This is a genomic window from Dyadobacter sp. HNCC25DJ183, assembly GCF_056895175.1.
Window position 1 is genome coordinate 327,399 of sequence record NZ_JBXHAP010000002.1, and the last position, 19,363, is coordinate 346,761.

The window sequence follows — 19,363 nt, forward strand, 5'->3', positions numbered from 1 at the left end:
GTGCAACCGATAGGTAAAGATAAAATTTAAGTTGCTCGTTGACAAGAATTTGACTGATTTTTTGATGCGAAAGGTTGGGGGTTCGGAGCGGTTGGGGGTTTTAATACAGACAAGTGTCGCGTAATCTTAAGCCTTTAACCTAGTTTTGATATCTCCCAGGCAGCATTAAATCGACTTCTGATCGCTACGACTCGTCACCAAGCATCAGTGGTTGAACATTCAGCATACTATCCGGATTGAAAAAACTATAAGATCCTGGATATCCTACCTTTTTTCCTGTCATTCTAGTTTCGTTTGAGCATACGATATTGCTTTCTATTCTTACCATCAAAGTCTACTTTATACAGCTGCCAGCTATCAACACTACGTTCTTCCAGGTGGAATTGATTGACAGGATCGGCAAGTTCCTTTTTGAGCCAGCGTGGAAAAGCATTTGCAGCACGGGCGTTTTCCCAGGTACGAATCGCTTTAAAAATGGCGTCCTTTTGTGGGCAGCTTTCGACTTCTTTCTGATCAAGTTTTAGACTATAAGTAGAGCCGATCCCTACCGAAATTGCTTGAATATGCTCGTATTCGGCGACGGTGGATTTTGCGTTGATTGGAAAGTTTGCGCCCATTCCGGATGGAAAAAAGTTGGCGTAAGTTACATCTCTCAGATCTTTGCCCTGGCTGGTGGCACTGCCCCATTCCCTGGTTTCAACGTCGTAAAGATTTTTACCGCCGCCCACATTCCAGATGCTTTGATAATGCCAGGAACCTTCGGACAAGGTAGATCCAGTGAAACGGATATACGGCACACCAAGCTTATTCGTCCGCTCAAACATCTTATGGAAAAACCGTTTGACGGAATAATAACCGTGACCATTGTTGAACAAAAATTCCTGACCGTCAAAATCATAGTATGCCAGTCCATTGATCTTGCAAACATCGGCATAGTATTCCGCTATTTTGTCCTGCAATTGCATGTTGGGAATGAGCCCGTCGTAGCCATAATTGATGGTCACCTGCAATTTGTAGATTGTATCCCCGGCTGCATGACTGCCTTCGGTGGTTTTCCAGTAGCCACGTTTCACATTGAGCAGTCGGAATGGTGCTGAATCAGAAACCCCCATATAATGAATCAGCTCCTTGCCGATCTTGATTATATTAAGGCTTTTGGCGTGACCTTCCCAGCTGGCGATTTCGTCCAGATATCTAGGATCATTGACAAGAATAATCGTATCGCCAGGCACTATACTCTTCACGAGCAATCGTTTTTGCTGATAACACAAACTATCACCGGGGACCGGGCTTGCATCCTGTGTTCCGGGAGCCAACGCAGTCGTAATCGGCGTGCGGCCTATGATTAATCCGGATTTGGCAGCGATTTCAGCAAATTCTTTATGCGATTTGTCACCGGACGCCATTTTCAATGGTTTCTTTTCAAAGTTTTTTCCGTCTAGATATCCCGCATTCGCTCGGTCAGGCCTGATGAAACCCTGATCATATAAGCTGATTGCTTTAAAACCCAAATGCTGAGCATACGGTACAATGCTATCATACACCCCACCAACAGTGATGACGTCGGGAACAAATGCGGCCGGATCTTTTACCCATTTTCCATTGATTGTAGGATAAGGCAGGCCTTCTGACAGCACAATGTTTTGCACGACATCCAGCAATGCCGTACTATCCGGACTTCCCCAAAACGCAACCGAAGATCCATTATAATTAATACCGGGCAACGGCTGTACTTCCAGGTGATTTGGTTTGTTGACTTCCATATTCGGTATCAGCGAAAAGTAAACCTCCCGCTTCGGGGCCCGGTCTCTCGAACTGTACGCAATGGAGATTCTGCCCTGATTATCGATCTGGGCTGCGTTTCCATATAAAATCCGATAATAAGGTTCTTTGTGCGCGTAGAAAGCGACGTCGTTAATACCGTCTCCGCCAATGGGAAAAATCTGACCTTCTTGCAGGTGCGAAGGCAGCGGAAAGCGCTTTTTATCGGGACTATGAATGATATACTGAAAAGGCGCCGCGTCGGCTATTGTTTCAGAGGTTCCGCCCAGAGTATTATCGTTCAGCGCCAGCATGCCAATCGCATAATTAACCGCATCGCTGGTATCGCGGACAACCCCGATAATTTCTCCAAAAAGGTTGGTGATATTGGTATGATAGGCACCCCACTGAATGTTGTCGATACCATTTTGGGGACCAAGCGATTGCAAAGTCAACTTGAAATACTTCTTGTTAGAAACCAATGCGACAGTGGCAATCGAACCATTGGGATATTGCAGCGCAAAAGTGTTTTTTGACTTACTATACGTGGCCTTCGTTGGCTGGTAATATTTCCCTTTTTTACTATCGTAAAGAGAAAGCAATGGCGAAGGTTTGTCAGCAGGGCTAAATTCCCGCTGAGAAGTTTTCCCCGTTACATTCTTCATACTCGTAATCCATCCCTTATTGTTGATATGGATTTTAAAATAGTCAGTAGCAAAGTCATGCTGGGCATGGCAGTACGGAGTGAAGAATAAAATTAATGCATTTAAAACCAGTGTGTTAAGTATCAAGAATCGCATGTCGGTGAGATAATGTGAGTAAAAGTAAATGCACTAAGGTGTCAGCAAAAACCATTTCTGGCTTTTGGCCGGGATTGACACCTTCAAAGTCATTTTGGTGCCGTTCAATGCCGTTGTCTTGGCAGCCCCATCATTTTCCGAAATACTGACCTGCTTTTGCAGCCCGGTATAATAGAGGTCTACATCAATCTCCCGCGTGATGGCTTGGTCGAGCGGGTTATAAACCATAATCAGACCCTTCTCTTTTCCAAACGGATCCACGTGCATAATTGCGTCGTAGTCCCTGCCGTCGGGCCTGCGGATGTGGATGATATCCGAGTCGAGTATTCTTCTGTGCTTTTTGTAAAAATCAACCCAATTTTTCACCATTGTTTTGGTTTGTGGGGCGTCATACAATTGCGGGCCGCGATAACAGGCCTGCACGCCCGCGCCAAATAAATTGGCTAGTCGCTGCTGGTAATGTGGCAGATGCTCTTTGAGGGGTTCAATGGTTGCCGCTGCTCCTCCGCCGTGATATCGAACCAATGGAACAAACATCCAGCCCATCGACGGCGTTTTTTCCCAGGTGCCATCGTAAATATTTTGGCGTTCAATGATTTCCTGCAGTTCACGCGGCAATGACCAGTTGGTTTCACGGTAGCCCATGGCGCCTTTGGTACTGCCGTTCAAATAATACCAGTCCGGTACATTCAGGTAAATGCCTCTGCTTCTACACCAGCGGTAAAACTTTTGAATTTCCCCGAACTGCTTCCAGCGCGAATCTTCCAGCCCGCGGTGGCCAGGATGTGTGGTGGAGGCGCACACATCACCGGGATAGGAGCCGTCGTGTTCGAGCAGATCCTGGCCCGTTGTTTCGTAAAAGTTGTAGAGTTTGTTAAAATAATCTTTTCCCCACTCACTTTCCAGACAAGGAGAATTCCCGAATGCAGGCGTTTTTCCAGCAGGCATTACCACATCATTTTCTTTGTTAATGGCCCGGCTTGCCAGCAGCGAATAGCCGCCCAGCGCAACACCCTTCGATTTGGCATAGTCCTTCAATGCCTTCATTCGCTGCAAGTTTTCGGGCGACGTATTCTCGATATCAAACCCGCTGCCGAATGTCATGATCACCATCTCGAAACCTACCTCAGCACATTGATCGATCGCCGTTTTCACCGGTTGATCTTTGGCACTGCTTACATGCATGATCACCGGATTTTCGGTCACCCAGGGCGATATCGTTCGGTACATTTTCCTTTCACTTAGGCCTCTGCGTTCCCGGTCGTAGCTATCATAGATCAGTTCCCAGAGCCGCATGCTTTCAAATGAGGCTCCGGCGGTAACTTCCTGTCCCATGCCGGTTTTGGGCATACATACCAGCAGCGAGGGGGTTTGCAAAAGATAGTTGACCTGCGTCGTATAAGTCGAGTCTACCTTCCATTCCACACAGGCATTTTGTGCGGCATTGGGCGACATAGAGCCAAATGCAAAGTCGCTTTCTGCAAATATGGGCGGCAATTCCCAGCGCTGTTTGTGTTCCACGGCACTTTCTGCCTCAGTCACAGCCAGGTGCTCGCTTTTAATATTGTTGACGATAAATTCTGATTTTCCTTCATTTGCCACGCTCACCCATTTGCTGATCATGGGCAGTCCGTCATATAACTCGTAGTGTACCGTCACTTTCAGGCTTTCGAGAAAGTCAAAATCGGCATCCGATCCTTGATTTCCACCTAACAAAAGTAATTGCTCTATTTTGCCTCTTCCCACCGCCCCGTCTGCACCATTACCTTTCACTTTACCCCCACGCGGATCAGTTTTCCCCAGCCGAATATGCGTCGGAAAGGTGCTGGTCGGCAACTCTGTAAGTACCCGGTAAGTTTTTCCATCCTCAGAAACCGAGCAGATCATCTTTTTTTCTGCCAGCAGTACTTTTAGAAAATAGGATTTGCCGGTATCAAAACCTTCAAAATCCTGGCTTTTACCATCGTGATACACGCGGAAACGCTTGTTACCCGGTGACAGATGAAATTTAGAAGATTTGTCACCCTCAAACTGCAATGCAACGCCCGGACCGTATCCGCTGCTTTGGTCCGTTCCCGAATTGAGCTTGCAAATGATCACTTTGGTTTGCTGCGGCAGTGCGCGTTCTCCGAAAACCACCGCGTTGGCCGGTGCGAGGATTTCTCCCGCCTTACCTTCATTATTAAAAGCATTGGCCAAAGTATGGGACGAAGCAATATTCCAATCCGGTGATAACTTTATGAAATCGTCTTTCAGCAAAACTTCCCTTTTCGAATCCTGTGCTTTCAGATTCTTAAAATTCCTGATCACGTCCTCGTCGGCCTTGTAAGTGAATGCTACTTCTATCCCTTTCGGCGGCCAGGGCAATTGCTGCGACGACCATTCATTACGGCGGTTCCATTCGAAACGTTCTTTGATCGGCGACGAAGTATAAGACATTAATTTCAGGCTATACGGGTCGGCTTTCATGCCGGGGATCCATTCGGGCAGCAGATAGTTTCCAATGGGCTGGCCGGTAAGCCCGCCCACATTAATCTCATGTCCGTTAACCCAAATCACAGCTTCCGGCGACACTGCTCTTACCAGCGCTTCGTTAGTAATCAAGTTGTCCAGTCCAATGGTGGCACCATTCGGGTTAATCGTGAATGTTCGCGACACCAGCCCGTTACTCAAAACCATGTGCCCTTCCCGAGTCTTGTACATAACCGATTTCTGGGCATTGCCGGTGATAAGCCAGTCGGTTTTGCTGCGCAATGTTTGCTTATTGTAAATAGGCAGGTTGTCAATATTAATGGTCTGTGCATGGGTGCCTGCCAAATGACACATGGCAATCACAAATGTTATAATGGCACGCATATTATTTCTCATTTACCGATTCTTGATAAGTCTGTTATTTATTTTCTTTTAGGACAATCATGAACCCTTTACCTCCGGGAACATGTACGGAACTCAGCGATTGGAGAGGCTGCTCTTCCTGGAAGTTCTTGATAAATGGCATCGAGATCGTGCATTTGGATGCATCGTAACCCAGCGCATTCCAGTCGATCAAAACCGATGTACTTTGCGCTTCTTTATCCCAATTGGCAATAGCAATAATGCTCTCGTTTTCTCCTTTGAAAACCGAAGCCATGATGTGCTCGTTATTGGTCGTAACCGGGCAGTTTTTGTCCCAGCAGCCGAGCAGTTCTTTATCTTTAAAATTGTGTTCATCCCAAAATTTCCATAGCTCGTCGGGCGTATTGCCGGTCCAGCCCGACCGGTTGGTAATGCCATAAACCATTCCCCGCCATGGATTACCGCCGCCTTCCAGCATTTGTCCCGGCAAGCCGAAAGGAATGCCTGATACTTCCACGAGCCAATGGTCCGGCGGCCGGTTATAGTCTCGTGCCTCTCCAATCCACACCAGATCTAGATACGGAAGTAGTTCCATATAGAGGTTCAGGCAACTGGCAAATCCGGCCCAACTGTTGAAATGGTTCCAGCTATGCAGGTCGATCCGGCCTTCCGGGCGGTTCTGGTCAATGACTTTTCGGGCCCGCTGCAAGGTAAAGCGGTCGAGCGCGGCGTCGTCGATATAGATGCCGTCAATCTTTAAATTCTGAACCATCCAGTCGAGCCCCGCGATGTAAAAATTGTTGAGCCTGCTGTTAGGCGTGGTGATCACCGACAGATCGAACGAGCCTTTGAACTTGCCCTCGCTGACAGGGTTATACCAGGCCGGAACGTATTTTTCCCTTAGATTCTTAACCAGCCATTCATTGGGGCCTTTGGGGTGCAATGCTTCCGTCCGGCTCGCATTGCCTGGTCCGGGAAAAAGCACTTCCCCGTCCAGACTGTAAAATGCCTGAAATTCGGGAATATTTTTGGTGAGCTCGCGGGTTGTGTAATACAACTTCAATCGCTTTTCCTGGCTGTGGGCCTTATCCACCAGCGTTTTCAGTTCGGTCGTATTTTCATCGAGATAGGGATAATTGATGAACGGATAAATGTCTTCGGCATGGTGGATGTTGATGATGTTGGCCCCGGCCTTTTCGGCTTTGTCAATTTTACTGATCGCATTAGTGCCTCCACCGTGGAAGTATCGGTCGCCGTATTTTTTTTCATTGCTGATGGTTTTGAAGGGCGTGATCAAAAGCTCAAAGTCATAATTCAGCACGCTGCCCGCGGCCATGTCCCGGCTGCCGGAGTAGGCCATCACCTCGACGGAATTGCCTTTCTGCTCCACATTTACGCCTCCTTTATTTTCATTTCCCCAGGAGGGAGGAAGACGCAGTGGCTCGAACTTGTAATAAATATTAACTAGCGGCAGCTTATAGTTCTCCGCTTTCCATTTCAGGCGCAGCCCGCCATTTACCGCACCCAGCCAGAGTGCATCCTGATTTTTAGTGGTATCCCATTGCCATTTCCAGGAATCAGGCCGCAAGCCACCTTCCCGGTTGAGACCCATCATGTAGGTTGATTTTTCCTTGGCTAGCGGCACTTCAAGACGGATGTCTTTGATTTTTAATTGCTTCAATGCCTTCAAAGAGACTTTATAATCTACAAATCCATCGTAGTTCAGGCTGCCGGAACACATCAGCTCGCATTCCGCCGATGTGTTCTTTACCTGCCAATTGATATGGCCTTCCTTTTCCTCGATAAACTTCACAGCTCCTGGCGTTAGCCTTATAATCTCGCCATTTGCTTTTTCCACTACAAAACGAAATGCGCCACCAGTGATCGGCTCGCCTTTTTCAGATATGCTTTGATTGGAACTCGTAAAAAAACTGTTGATTTCTGCTGGCATACCGTCATTTCCGATCACAAAAGATCTTCCCAGGATATGCAGGGTTTTGTCTTTGCGGGTCACAGGCTGGTAACCTTTCGCGATTTCCTCATTGATGCCGACTGTACTGTTCAACCAGTTCATGCGCGATAAACCTTTTCCCTCGTTGTAGCCGTGGTTTTCAACAGCATTGCCGTCAACGGTGAGCTGTATTTTTATAGATTGTTTTTCACCCTTGACCAGCACTGTTACGGTACCATTATAAATTCCTCTAACAACACCGGAGAGATCTGCACCAACCCACAATGCCTGTACTTTCTCCGCCTGGATATTAGTTATTTTAGAAAAAGACTTTCCTAAATAATCAATTCCGCCTGCATTGAAGCAACTTATCTTTCTGGAATGAATTACTTTCCCGCTAGTGCTTTTCAAATCCGAAAACTTGATTTCCAGGTTCTGAATCTTACCACTGCCAGCCCACACGCCGATCTGATACACAAAGTATTCACCGGGTCGGGCAGTCAATTCAAAACTCTTTGTGATAAAATCGTTTTTTAACCACGATATTTTCAGCGAATCATTCCACCGGATCGGGTTTTCCCTGGTTTCAGCAAAAATATAATGCGACTGATTTGCCAGCTTTTCGTACTCCTTCTTGGCAGTTTCGACAGAGATATATTGCTCGCCGGTACCTTGCCCGGTTACGGCCGCTGACAAAAACAGCAGCACACTTAAAAGAATGTATTTCATTAAGGGTTTAGGATAGTTTCTATTGCAATGGGTCAAATGTGCCTCCCCAACTTTTATTTTGCTCGATTTTGTTGCTGCGATCCAGTGTTGATTTTGGAATACCAAAAAAAGAATACTTTTCTTCATCCAGCATGACAATCGGCTGGTAATCCCGGACTTCTGTTATTGTAAATTTATTAGCGATGGTATTGATGTCAACAAGACCTTTTGGCCGGTCGGCTGCGGTACCATTCCACTCCACTCTTAGTCCATGGAAAAATTTATCCTTGAAGCTGTTGAATGTCGAAGTGTACACCCTCCATCTGCGCAGGTCCCAGAAGCGCTGTCCTTCAAAAGCAAATTCGACCAATCGCTCGTCCATAATTGCCTTTCTGATCTCGGGAAGTGTTCCTGCGGTGATGCCATAGTTCGCCTTTGCTCCTGGATCAATGCCAGCCCGACTGCGGATTTTATACATGGCAGCCAGTGCTTCGGTACTTTTTCCAATCTCGTTAGCGGCTTCTGCCATGTTCATAAGTACTTCTGCATACCGGATTTCAATCCAGTCTACCTGACCATCTTCGACAGTTGTCCTAGTAATGTTCCTGTCCAGCATTTTAGCAGGATAAAAACTTGAATGCGAAAAAAGGTTTTCGCTGTTATCCGCCCTGGCTTCTTTCCCATTAATCCCGGTAGCAGCATTACCATCGGCATCATAGTAATAAGTCCACATATTTTCCTTTCCAAACATTTCTGCCAAGTAGGGATCGGCTCCATTGTAGGCGATAGAGGCATAAAAGCGCTTGTCTCTGTCTTTATATAGCGTTCTGTAATCCATCGTAGCCGGATTGTATTTCGATCCGTCTTTCATTGGATATGCATTTACCAGTTCGAGAGAAGGAACATTATCACCTACTGCACCTCGTGAGTAAAGCAATGGGCGCATACCTGCCTGGGAATAACCGTTTGAAAACCCGGGATACTGGAATCTTTTGACCATGATTACTTCTTTGTTCATCTCGTCCGTCCACAGGTCTTTATAATTTGCGTAAAGTCCCTTTCCATTTGCATCCAGAAATGCGAGCGCATCTTTGCTTGCATTATAAGCAGCTGTCCAGCGTGCAAGGTCATTGGTACGGTTAAACTGCGGGCTTGCCCAGTACAGTAAAACGCGTCCCTTGAAAGACATAGCCGCGCCCTTATCAATCCGTCCGATCGTGCTGAGTGATTCTACCAGCGGGATTGCTTCGTCCAGGTCTTTTACAATCTGTGCAATACACTCGGAGGTTTTACTTCTTGGAACAAAAATAGCCTCCTTGTTAGCCGGCGCTTCGGGCTTTAAAATCAGCTCAACCCCGCCATAAGCTTTGACCATTCTGAAATAAGCAAATGCACGCCAGAAAAGCGCCTCGCCTTTCAACGATTTTTTGATGTTTTCATCAAAGGTTGCATTATCCACCTGAGCAAGAAAAATATTAATTTTCCTGATGTTTTCGTAAGGAAAATCATTGTAAGTGTCGGCCGTCAGGGTTCCTTTCAGATAATCACTGAGTCCTGCTGCGTACTCTCCGTTAATCACCATAGTTTCATCCGTAAGTCGCCCAACTGAAAAAGAGGACGGCATAAAGTTGGCATACATGTCATTCACATAAGCCTCAGCCACCTTGGGATTTGTTAGAACATCCTCGCTGCTGAGTGCTGCAAGGTTGGTCTTGTCCAAAGGATCGCAGCCGGCCAGCATCATCAAGGAAAACAAGCTCGACAAAAATATATATGCTTTTTTCATATCTGTATTTCTATAAGAAAGTTGCAAACTGATTAAAATGAAAGGTTTACGCCCATCGTGTAGGTTTTCATCGTCGGATATGCATTCATATTGGCGACGCTTGGGTCATGAAAATCATATTTTGAAAGCGTAAGCAGGTTGGCCCCGGACAAGTAGAAACTAACTGCTGACATCCCGATCTTTTTAGTCAAAGTTTTGGGTATGGAATAATTCAGGTTAATGTTCTGAAAGCGCAGGAAACTGCCATTCTTTAACCAGAAAGTGGATGGTAAATGGTCATTCGATGCGTCCCAGGTGACCGGCTGAGGATAGGCCGCATCCACATTTTCAGGCGACCATGAGTCAAGCCAGAATGATGGCGGTCTCGCGCCGTCGAAAAATCTTCTGCTATATCCATCGTCATAGAGCTTCGAGCCGCCCGTTACCCCCTGCACGAACACGTCCAGTCCAATGCCTTTCCAACTGGCTTTAAGGTTTAATCCAAATGTATAAGGGTTAAGAGAATGCTTACCTTTCAGAACCTGCCTGTCATAATCATCGATCTTACCATCAGGAACTCCCTGTGCACCGCTTACATCCTCAAAATTGATGATACCCAAAACAGCCGGCTTTCCATAAATAGTATAGCCTGATGGCAATGCGTCCAATTGTTCGCTTGTACGGATGATGCCAGAGGATACGAGCATTCTGATATAGTCCGTTGGGCGCCCGTTCGGGTTATCTACGTCCTGTGCGTTCTGAGCAACATCGCGCACCTTCACCTTGTTGTTAGAATACGAGAAGCTGCCTTTAACGCCATACGTTACATCACCGGCATTACCATTGTAGCCGAGCTCTATTTCGTAGCCGTGGCCATCGACAATCCCGTAGTTTTCTGGCGGCATACTTCCTCCGAAAGAGTTAGGCAGAGAGGCGATCCGGGTATCGAGGATATCGTAATTGTGTCTTTTGAAATATTCCCCGGATAGTGAAAAACGATCAAATATCTGTGCATCAAAGCCCAGGTTAAGCTCGCTGGTTTTCTCCCAGGTAAGTTTTTCGTTCACAATTCCATTGTAACCTACTCGCGGCTGGGGCGTAGTTCCAAACAGATAGTCGCCATTTACCCCATACGATTCGCTCCATTTCCATCCACCGACAGCATCATTACCGGCTAAACCCCATGATCCGCGCAGTTTCAGAAATTCAATGTGCCGTACTTTGAAAAAATTCTCTTTAGATAATACCCACCCAGCCGATATTGAAGGAAATAAACCCCAACGATATTCAGGCCCAAAGAGCATGGATCCATCACGACGAGCAGTTGCATTAAGGAAATATTTGTCGTCATAACTGTATATGATCCGGCCAATATAGGATGCGCGGCCGGTTTCCGATTCTGTACCGTCTACATAGGAGTCAGCCCTGGCCGAGGATGTTGCCCAGAACTGGTCCTTTTGTACGAGCGGGAAGTTTTCTCTTACACCGTAGAAATAATCGTATTTGCCTTCGCTCTGCTCATAAACGGCGATTGCGTCTATGTTATGTTTACCAAACTGTTTGGTAAAATTGGCGCTGAAGTTCAACTGATAATTGTTGGTTGCTTCCTGGGTTTTCACCAGCCGCTCTTTATTGGGATAAGAGGATTTTATGCTGCCGATAATCTCGTCCGTGAAAATGGCACCATTGGTTCCCTTTTTCACTACATCATACAAAGTTGTTTTCAGCTCATGAAGCTTCATAGTCCTGGCCTCATAATTCGGGCTGAATTTACCCGACACAGACAACCCTTGTACAAACGGAACATTGTAGGTTAACCCTAAAACCATTGCAATGTTACGTTCTATACGGGTGACTGAGCCGCCTTCTTCCACAAAGGCAAGTGGATTGCCTATCCAGCCAGGATTGATGAACTTGCCGTCCGATGTTTTTGGTCCCGTGTTGGGTAAGTAGTAGAGCAGCCTTCCCCACAAACTGCCAAAAGTCGGATTTGTATCAAAACCATCAAGGTCTTCCTGCATGGCAAACCGCGTTTTTTTACCCTCATTGTAGGCCACATTAAAGGTCCCCGTCAGGTTCTTGGTAAGATTTACGTCGATATTAGAGCGGAAATTGTACTTCTTAAAATCTGCATTTTTGATGAACGCCGATTGGTCAAAGTAAGAGCCAGCTACAAAGTACTTCACCTTGTCACTTCCCCCACTCGCCGAAAGCGAATGCCTTTGTAATACAGGATCTATATAAGCCTGTTTATACCAGCCCCGTCCCGGATCATTATTTTCAAAAAAAGCAACTTCTTCAGCGTCATAGGCCGGTGCAATGCCTCTGCTTGTACGTGCATAATTGTTGAGCCTGACCATGTCGCGGGCATCTACATAACTAGGTATTTTGGATGGATTGTCAAAACTGTACGAATAATTGTAATTGAGCTGAAACTTACCGGATGTCCCTCTTTTAGTAGTTACAAGCACCACTCCATTGGCAGCCCTTGCACCGTATATCGCGCCGGACGCCGCATCTTTCAGCACAGTAATATTTTCAACTTCGGAATAATCCAGGGCGTCAAACATTCTTTTATCCATGATCACACCATCGATCACATATAACGGGTCGTTACCGGTAGTTTTCCAGGTGTTAACAGACCGTATCCTGATCGGCGGCGCATACCCCGGTGCACCAGATGCCTGGCTTACATACACCCCACTTAATCTTCCCGCCAGCGAGCTGGACAGGTTGGGTACCGGGTTGTTTTTTACGTCGTCGGATTTCATCGTGGCAATGGCTCCTGTAACTGAGGTTTTCTTTTGCGTACCGTACCCTACCACTACTACTTCCTCGAGGGCTTTGTCGTCTTCTGCCAGCCTGACCTCAAAAACAGTCCTTGCACCCACAGCAATTTCCTGGGACACGTATCCCACGTAGCTAAAAACCAATCTTGCATTCTGATCCGGCACATCCAGCTGAAATTTCCCATTCTCATCCGAGGCTGTCCCAAGTTGTGCGCCTTTCAGCAGGATACTAACTCCCGGAAGGCCTTCGCCAGCTACATTCGTAATGATGCCCCGCACGGCAATATCCTTTTGTTGAGCACGGTTCAGCTTATCGATGAGCATTCCCTGTATTCTTTTTTCGATATCCTGCTGCACGTCGGCATAGGTACTTTCCGCGGGCGCGAAGAGATCCGGAGATAATCTGGACTGTGGCGCAGGCAGCTTCTCCTCTTTTTTCTTTACTACAATGGTTTTATCCACGACGGTATAAATAAGCGGCTGATCTTTCAATACCTCATCCATGATTTCCTTGACTGAGATGCTTTGAAGGGAGGCAGTCACGTTCTTAGCTCTTTTTACGACTTTATTGTCATAAAAAAACTTATAACCGCTTTGTTGTTCAATCCGGTTAAACACGTTTGAAAGCGTTGCGTCTTTGACAGAAAGTACAATTTTCTGTGAAACGCCGTCGGCTGATACATGAACACAAGCGATTGCTATGAAAAGCGCTATCAGTTTCATTATCAAAATCGATTTAATGAAGTAACGGATGTTAATACACGTCACTTTCCTGTGTAAAATAATTTGCATATTTTTGTTTGGGTTTGGATTGTAAGATTGTTTTTTCCATCAAAAAAGGGCAGTTCTCTCCTGGTCCGCTTTGCGGCTAGGGACATTCCGGACATCAGCCGTTTCAGGTCAGATCTGAGACGGTTTTTTTGTTCAGGAATTTCAGTATCAGTTTCGAATTTTTATTTATCCATAATCGACAGGTTTAGGTGTAAGTCAGAGGGTTAATTAGTCACTACTATTTTCTTATTTTCAATCCGGAAGTGCACATCGCCCATTTCGAGTATCTGCAGCACCTTTGATAAATTGGTATTCCGCTGGATCTGCCCAACAAACTCGTATTCTTTTATGGGCCCTTCATAAACTACCTCCATGTCATACCAGCGAGAAAGTTGTCTCATCAACTCCGGCAAGCCGACATTGTTGAAGCGAAAATACCCTTCCTTCCAGGCAATTACGGTTTGGGTATCCACCTGCTTGACTTTAAACAACCCAGCAGCTATTTGACTATTTTTTCTCAGATCTCTGGCTAATAAAGCCTGTTCTCCTGGCCTCAACAATACTCCTTGAGTTTCTTTCCCTGCTATTTCCAGTTTGATACTGCCTTCCATTAAGGTTGTTTGAATGATGGCTTCATCGGCATAACTGTTCACATTAAAGCGCGTGCCGAGCACCTCCACAACTTGGTTGGCGGCTTTAACTTTAAATGGAACGCGCTTTGAATTTTTTGTCACTTTGGCCACTTCAAAATAGGCTTCGCCGGCAATTTCAACCACCCGTTCCGTTTTCGGAAAAACAGTAGGAAAATGTATAGATGAAGCCGCATTAAGCCATACCCGCGTCCCGTCGGGCAGCTTTACCTGATATTGCCCCGCCTTTGGCGTGGAAATGGTATTGTAGGTCAACTTTTGTGCACGGCTTTGCACTTCCTGCATATCAAATTCATACACAATTTCTCCCTGCTTTGTTTTAATAACAGCAGTTTGTCCCTGTTGCGCTAGTTTACCGTTGCCTGCTTCATGCAACATAATACTTTGCCCGTTTGACAATGTAAGCTTCGCCCTGTTATCTCCCGGCACCGCATCCTGAACGATGGCAACAGTTTTGATCTTCGGCTCATTTTTTTGTCTAAGAAAAAAATTCAGGCCGATTGTACCAATGATAGCAATGGAAGCGGCGACTGCAAACCATTTGCGTAAAGGTTTTACCCGGCTAATGTTAGATGCCGTTACCTGCTTATTTACCGGAAGAGCTTCCCAAACCTCATCCAGGTGCTTTTCCATTTCCTGGGTACTAATGGTTAACGTTGAGGATTTTGCGTGAGCGATATACCAGCTTTCCAGCAGCGCCATTTCCTGCTCGGTCAATGTTCCGTCCTTATATTTTTGAAATAGCTCCTTTGCCAGAGGTTCGTCCATTATACATGTTTTCTGGTTATGTATATAAGACGGGCTACGCTGGCAGAAGTAGTAGACTAGCGTAAAAAAAAAAATTTTTTTTAAAGGTCTCTCGAAATAAACATTAGAATGAAAGCAAGATCCAGCTTCTGCCTGAGAATATGGAGCGCATTACTAACCTGTTTTTTGACAGTCTTGTCTGATATATGCAGCTCCTGAGCGATTTCCTTGTAGGAAAGGTCTGTGTTTCTGCTCATCTCGAACACTTCACGCATTTTGGGAGGTAGTAAGGAAACTTCCTGCTCGATGAGTGCCGTGAGTTCCTTTTCTCTTAGCTGCTGATCTGTAACACATTCACCTTGATCAATGAACGCAGCAAGGGAACTGATGTATCTCTGCTCCACTTTCTTGTGGGAAATGACATCAAAGATACGATTCCGGAGCGCCTTGTATAAATAAGATGAAAAGGAAGTATGCGGTTTGATCTCTTTTCTGTTGAGCCAGAGCGTAGTGAAAAGCTCCTGCAAAATGTCCTTGGCCTCTTCCTGATCCCCCAGCATCTTGTAAGCATGCAAAAAGAGCACACCCTTATAGCGACGATAGATTTCGGCAAATGCCTGATCATCGTCATTTGCTACTGATGCAGCCAGTTCAAGATCACTACTTAGGTAATAAGAAGCCATATCATAAGAAAGGCTAAAGATAACCTAAATATAATGCAAGAAATGACCCATAATCGAAACCAATTGTTATTCATTGGATTAATGATGTTTATGAGACGCTTTTTAGTAAAATTACTCAGCTAGGATAGCCAGGGTATCTTACATTGATGTTGAAAGAATCGGAAGAATAAATCACGAAAGACTTCTATGACATAGGTTTTAAGTGTATACAAGAAATAGGCATGATAAACGCAACGAAGAGCGGTATGCTTTCCTATGTATCGCATGAAATTATCTTTTAGAGAATCTCGAACATTTTCAAACAAAGACAAACAAACTCAAACATTCTCGAGAACTCCGGTGGTTTTTCCACAGCCAGCTATCGCCGGTACGTCGCAAAAAGCGACTCCCCGGCGGCTGGCCATGGGAAACCCCCTGGACCCCTGCTATTCGCCTCACGGCTCATAGCTTAATTTGAAAGATTTTGACGAAATAAGTAACAGCAGATCTTTTTCTCTTCATCAGCAGAAACCTCCAATAATTGGAATGAAGTAGTTCAGATTGCCCGCCGAAAGGAAAACTGAAGTGTTTTTTCCATTGGTTTAAAAGGTACATACGCTTGCAGCGCAACGAAAGTTACAAAGCAAAAAGTGACGACTTCAAATCCAAGAGGCTATTTACCGCGGTTCTCGCTCCTTAAACCGCCTCCCGGCTTTGCAGCCAAGGGGTGAACCCCGTCACTTTCTACTTTGAATGAATTGCTTATGCCCTGGCTTCCAAGAAAAATCATTTGGACAATTTTTTCCTCAGCGACCTCATATCCTCGCTAATCTTCCGATCCACGATTTTAGCGTAAATCTGCGTCGTCCGAATATTCGAATGCCCCAGCATCTTTGACACGCTCTCCATAGGAACGCCATTTGAGAGCGTAACCGTAGTCGCGAATGTATGCCGCGCAATGTGGAATGAAATATTCCTGTCAATGCCGCAAACAGCCGCAATCTCTTTTAAATAAGCATTCATTTTCTGATTGCTCGATACAGGCAGTAGCTTGCCACTAATCTCGCATTGCGGTTCATTCTCGTATTTAGCGATAATCTGCAAAGGCACTGGCAAGAGTAGTACTCTGGATTGAGAATCTGTTTTCTGCCGGTTGATGATCAACCATTGCTCGCCATCCTGACCGATCGTAATTTCGGAACGGGAGTTTCTGCACATCCACGTAGGATAGCCCGGTGTAGCAACTGAAAAGAAAAATATCCCGCACTTGTGAAAGCCTGGCAGATGGGAATTTTTTGTTGGCGATCACTTTGAGTTCCTTTTCTGTAAGTGCCGCGCGGTTCGTTTCTTTCTTATGCACCTTGTATCCAAAGAATGGATCTCTGGGCAACGATCCCGTTTTGATCAGACCGAGAACAATTTTCTTGCAATAGCCTAAATAGCGCATTGTAGTGTTATGCCCGCACTTCTTTTGGGTTTTAAGCCAGAATTCAAAGTCAGTAATAAATTCGTAATTCAGTTTTTCAATCTCAATGTCCTCTGACTTAAATTTCCATTTGATATATTCCTTGGTATGCTGGTACGAAGTATTGTATCGCAAAATGGTGCCGTGCGCATAGTCGGTGCCTTTCAACTCCACAAGCCGTGCATTGTGCTTAGCAAACTGTTCGAGAAACATGATCTTCTTTTCAGCAACACCCGTGACTGATGCTTTCAACGCTTCAATGGTAATTTCTTTACCTGTGGCCATTAATTGCCGGTGCGCCTCATAAACTTTTGCCTGGAAGGTATCAAGGTATGCATTGAGCAATCGTGTGTCTTCTCGCGTTCCGTTCTTCCTGCCCGCAGCCGCATTCCACTTCTCTGGCTCGCATTCCCGCTTTGTAGCCAGCTCAAATCTTTTACTTCCAATAGAAACCCGAATGTAGATAGGCAGCGGGCCGGATACGTAGTTGCTTCTTTTCTTAAGATAAAAAAGCATCGAAAACCTGTTTGTCAACATAGCAATCTGTTTTAATGGTGGATAAAACTACGATTACAACCACCTAAAAATCAAGATTTTCACGCTGTAAACAGGTATAAAACAGCCACTTACAGCGATTCTGGTGAGCACTTTTTAGGCCGCTTTTCCCTGCTCACCAAATGCTCACTAAAACACTACGAAAACCTGTATTTTTTGGTGTTTTTTGACAAACAAAAAGGCCTGTAAATCATTGATTTACAGGCCTTTGATGCTTTTTAGTATTGAACTAAGTGGTCACGTAGGGATTCGAACCCCAAACCTCCTGATCCGTAGTCAGGTGCTCTATCCAATTGAGCTACGCAACCCTTCCGTATTCGGACTGCAAAGATAGAAAAGCGTCTTAAAATACAATACACATTTGTAATAAAAATCTTGCATTAAATTCTATAATAAGGCTATTTGCCCTGAAAATCAGGCTTTCTTTTTTGTAAAAAAGCTGAAATTCCTTCTCGGCAATCTGCACTTTGGAACAAGATCTCCTGGTTAACTCTCTCGAGTTCCTGCATGCGCGCCAGGTCCGAATGCGACGATTCATTCAATACTTTCTTCATCGTGCCAATGGCGAGGGTAGGGGCGGTGGCGTAGAAACGGGCGAGTTTGTCTACTTCTTGATCGAGCTCAGCAGCTGGTACCGCCTTATTGATCAAGCCGATTGCAGCTGCTTCATTTGCTCCTACTTTCCTGCCCGTTGAGGCCAGTTCAAAGGTTTTGGCCATTCCAATCAGTCTCGGCAAAAAGAATGTAGCGCCTGCATCGGGCATTAAGCCGATTTGCACAAATGCGAGACTCAGATACGCTTCTTCACTGGCTATCACCATGTCACAAGCCAGCACCAGAGAGCAACCAGCGCCGACTGCCACGCCATTCAATCTGCATATCACCGGCTTGGAAAGTGTGCGGATCGCATTTATCATCGGTTCGTAATAGTCTTTCAACAGCTGTTCGGCCGTGGTGCCTACTGCCATAGTTTCTTTCAAATCCGCGCCGGAGCAAAATGCCTTTTCACCTTCCGCAGTAATGATTAAAACGCGGATCCGCTCGTCGGTCGCTACCATCGAAATCGCCGCTGTTATTTCCTGCATGAGCTGCGGATTCAGGGCGTGGTATACCTCAGGCCGATTAAGGCTTAGTCGCGCAATACCATTTTCTTGGGTAAAAAGAATGTTTTCGTACATGAAATGGCGCGTTTAGGCTCTTGGATCAGAAATAGAAATAGACAGTCAGACTGCTTACCAGTACGCCGCACAGAAAGCCAGCAAAAACCTGCCCCGGACTATGTGCATTCAGTTGCAAACGGGCGCTCAGGAGTAAGCCTGCCAGCAAGATCGCGATAAGCAATGGATTGAGCAACGCAACTTCATCAAAACGGATCATCAGTCCCGCGAGCATAGCGATAACACCGCCTATGCCCGTCGCATGCGCACTGATTTTCCAGAAATAACTCACACAGGTCACGACCACAAGCGACAGGGTCACGCTGGCAAGTATCACCGATATCTGTGGCGCCATTTCTCCAACCGGCTGCAATTGCCACCCGAAAAGATAAGTGGCGAGCCCATAAATGATAACCGTCGCCAGATAAGGCAATCGCCGCTCATTTACGTCGTCAACATACAAATTTGTAATCACCCCCATTTTCATAAAATAATAGGTAACTACCGCCGGTGCGACAAAGGTGTTTAAGAATAAAAGCGTCAACAGGCTGCCCAATGCCGGAAATTCAAATGCGCTGACACCGACCAGGTCTGGCGAAAGCAGGAAAAGTAATGCAAATAGGTAAGTTGTGAGGATCAGTGGATGGAACAGCACTGATAATAGGATAGCAAGTCGATTATTCAAGGGGAAAAGCTTTAATCTGAACTTTAGTAAACAAAATTAACCTGAAAACCATACTGTACAAA

Annotated in this window: 11 protein-coding genes and 1 tRNA gene; all 12 read right to left on the minus strand. The window is 45.7% G+C overall.

The annotated features are described in order from the left end of the window. Positions 1-284: 284 nt before the first annotated feature. Positions 285-2,561, minus strand: coding sequence for a hypothetical protein (locus AC1XTG_RS05415; protein WP_484841292.1), 2,277 nt, complete (start codon positions 2,559-2,561; stop codon positions 285-287). Between the two features lie 33 nt (positions 2,562-2,594). Then, positions 2,595-5,417, minus strand: a complete 2,823-nt coding sequence (locus AC1XTG_RS05420; protein WP_484841293.1) for a hypothetical protein — start codon at positions 5,415-5,417, stop codon at positions 2,595-2,597. Positions 5,418-5,451: 34 nt separating this feature from the next. Next, positions 5,452-8,076, minus strand: coding sequence for a glycoside hydrolase domain-containing protein (locus tag AC1XTG_RS05425; RefSeq protein ID WP_484841294.1), 2,625 nt, complete (start codon positions 8,074-8,076; stop codon positions 5,452-5,454). Between the two features lie 19 nt (positions 8,077-8,095). Beyond that, a complete protein-coding gene (locus AC1XTG_RS05430; protein ID WP_484841295.1) occupies positions 8,096-9,841 on the minus strand; it encodes a RagB/SusD family nutrient uptake outer membrane protein in 1,746 nt (581 codons plus the stop codon). Between the two features lie 32 nt (positions 9,842-9,873). After that, positions 9,874-13,332, minus strand: coding sequence for a TonB-dependent receptor (locus AC1XTG_RS05435; protein ID WP_484841296.1), 3,459 nt, complete (start codon positions 13,330-13,332; stop codon positions 9,874-9,876). A 272-nt stretch (positions 13,333-13,604) separates the two neighbouring features. Then, positions 13,605-14,798 carry a FecR family protein gene (locus tag AC1XTG_RS05440; RefSeq protein WP_484841297.1) on the minus strand — a complete coding sequence of 398 codons (1,194 nt, stop codon included), beginning with the start codon at positions 14,796-14,798 and terminating at the stop codon, positions 13,605-13,607. Positions 14,799-14,878: 80 nt separating this feature from the next. Further along, positions 14,879-15,460, minus strand: a complete 582-nt coding sequence (locus tag AC1XTG_RS05445; RefSeq protein WP_484841298.1) for an RNA polymerase sigma-70 factor — start codon at positions 15,458-15,460, stop codon at positions 14,879-14,881. Between the two features lie 765 nt (positions 15,461-16,225). Then, positions 16,226-16,462 (minus strand): tyrosine-type recombinase/integrase, encoded by a 237-nt coding sequence (locus AC1XTG_RS05450; RefSeq protein WP_484841299.1) that lies wholly within the window; start codon positions 16,460-16,462, stop codon positions 16,226-16,228. 64 nt (positions 16,463-16,526) lie between these two features. Further along, positions 16,527-17,420 carry a phage integrase SAM-like domain and Arm DNA-binding domain-containing protein gene (locus tag AC1XTG_RS05455; protein ID WP_484841300.1) on the minus strand — a complete coding sequence of 298 codons (894 nt, stop codon included), beginning with the start codon at positions 17,418-17,420 and terminating at the stop codon, positions 16,527-16,529. 273 nt (positions 17,421-17,693) lie between these two features. Further along, positions 17,694-17,767: transfer RNA gene (locus tag AC1XTG_RS05460), tRNA-Arg, on the minus strand. Positions 17,768-17,857: 90 nt separating this feature from the next. Next, on the minus strand, positions 17,858-18,637 hold the full coding sequence (locus AC1XTG_RS05465; protein WP_056279823.1) for an enoyl-CoA hydratase/isomerase family protein: 780 nt from the start codon (positions 18,635-18,637) through the stop codon (positions 17,858-17,860). A gap of 25 nt (positions 18,638-18,662) precedes the next feature. Then, positions 18,663-19,301 carry a hypothetical protein gene (locus AC1XTG_RS05470; protein ID WP_056279825.1) on the minus strand — a complete coding sequence of 213 codons (639 nt, stop codon included), beginning with the start codon at positions 19,299-19,301 and terminating at the stop codon, positions 18,663-18,665. Positions 19,302-19,363: the final 62 nt, after the last annotated feature.

Coding starts and splice junctions, on each gene's coding strand:
- AC1XTG_RS05440 (WP_484841297.1), bottom strand. CDS start 14,798: ATGGACGAACCTCTGGCAAAGGAGCTATTTCAAAAATATAAGGACGGA.
- AC1XTG_RS05435 (WP_484841296.1), bottom strand. CDS start 13,332: ATGAAACTGATAGCGCTTTTCATAGCAATCGCTTGTGTTCATGTATCA.
- AC1XTG_RS05455 (WP_484841300.1), bottom strand. CDS start 17,420: ATGCTTTTTTATCTTAAGAAAAGAAGCAACTACGTATCCGGCCCGCTG.
- AC1XTG_RS05430 (WP_484841295.1), bottom strand. CDS start 9,841: ATGAAAAAAGCATATATATTTTTGTCGAGCTTGTTTTCCTTGATGATG.
- AC1XTG_RS05420 (WP_484841293.1), bottom strand. CDS start 5,417: ATGCGTGCCATTATAACATTTGTGATTGCCATGTGTCATTTGGCAGGC.
- AC1XTG_RS05465 (WP_056279823.1), bottom strand. CDS start 18,637: ATGTACGAAAACATTCTTTTTACCCAAGAAAATGGTATTGCGCGACTA.
- AC1XTG_RS05425 (WP_484841294.1), bottom strand. CDS start 8,076: ATGAAATACATTCTTTTAAGTGTGCTGCTGTTTTTGTCAGCGGCCGTA.
- AC1XTG_RS05415 (WP_484841292.1), bottom strand. CDS start 2,561: ATGCGATTCTTGATACTTAACACACTGGTTTTAAATGCATTAATTTTA.
- AC1XTG_RS05445 (WP_484841298.1), bottom strand. CDS start 15,460: ATGGCTTCTTATTACCTAAGTAGTGATCTTGAACTGGCTGCATCAGTA.
- AC1XTG_RS05450 (WP_484841299.1), bottom strand. CDS start 16,462: ATGAATGCTTATTTAAAAGAGATTGCGGCTGTTTGCGGCATTGACAGG.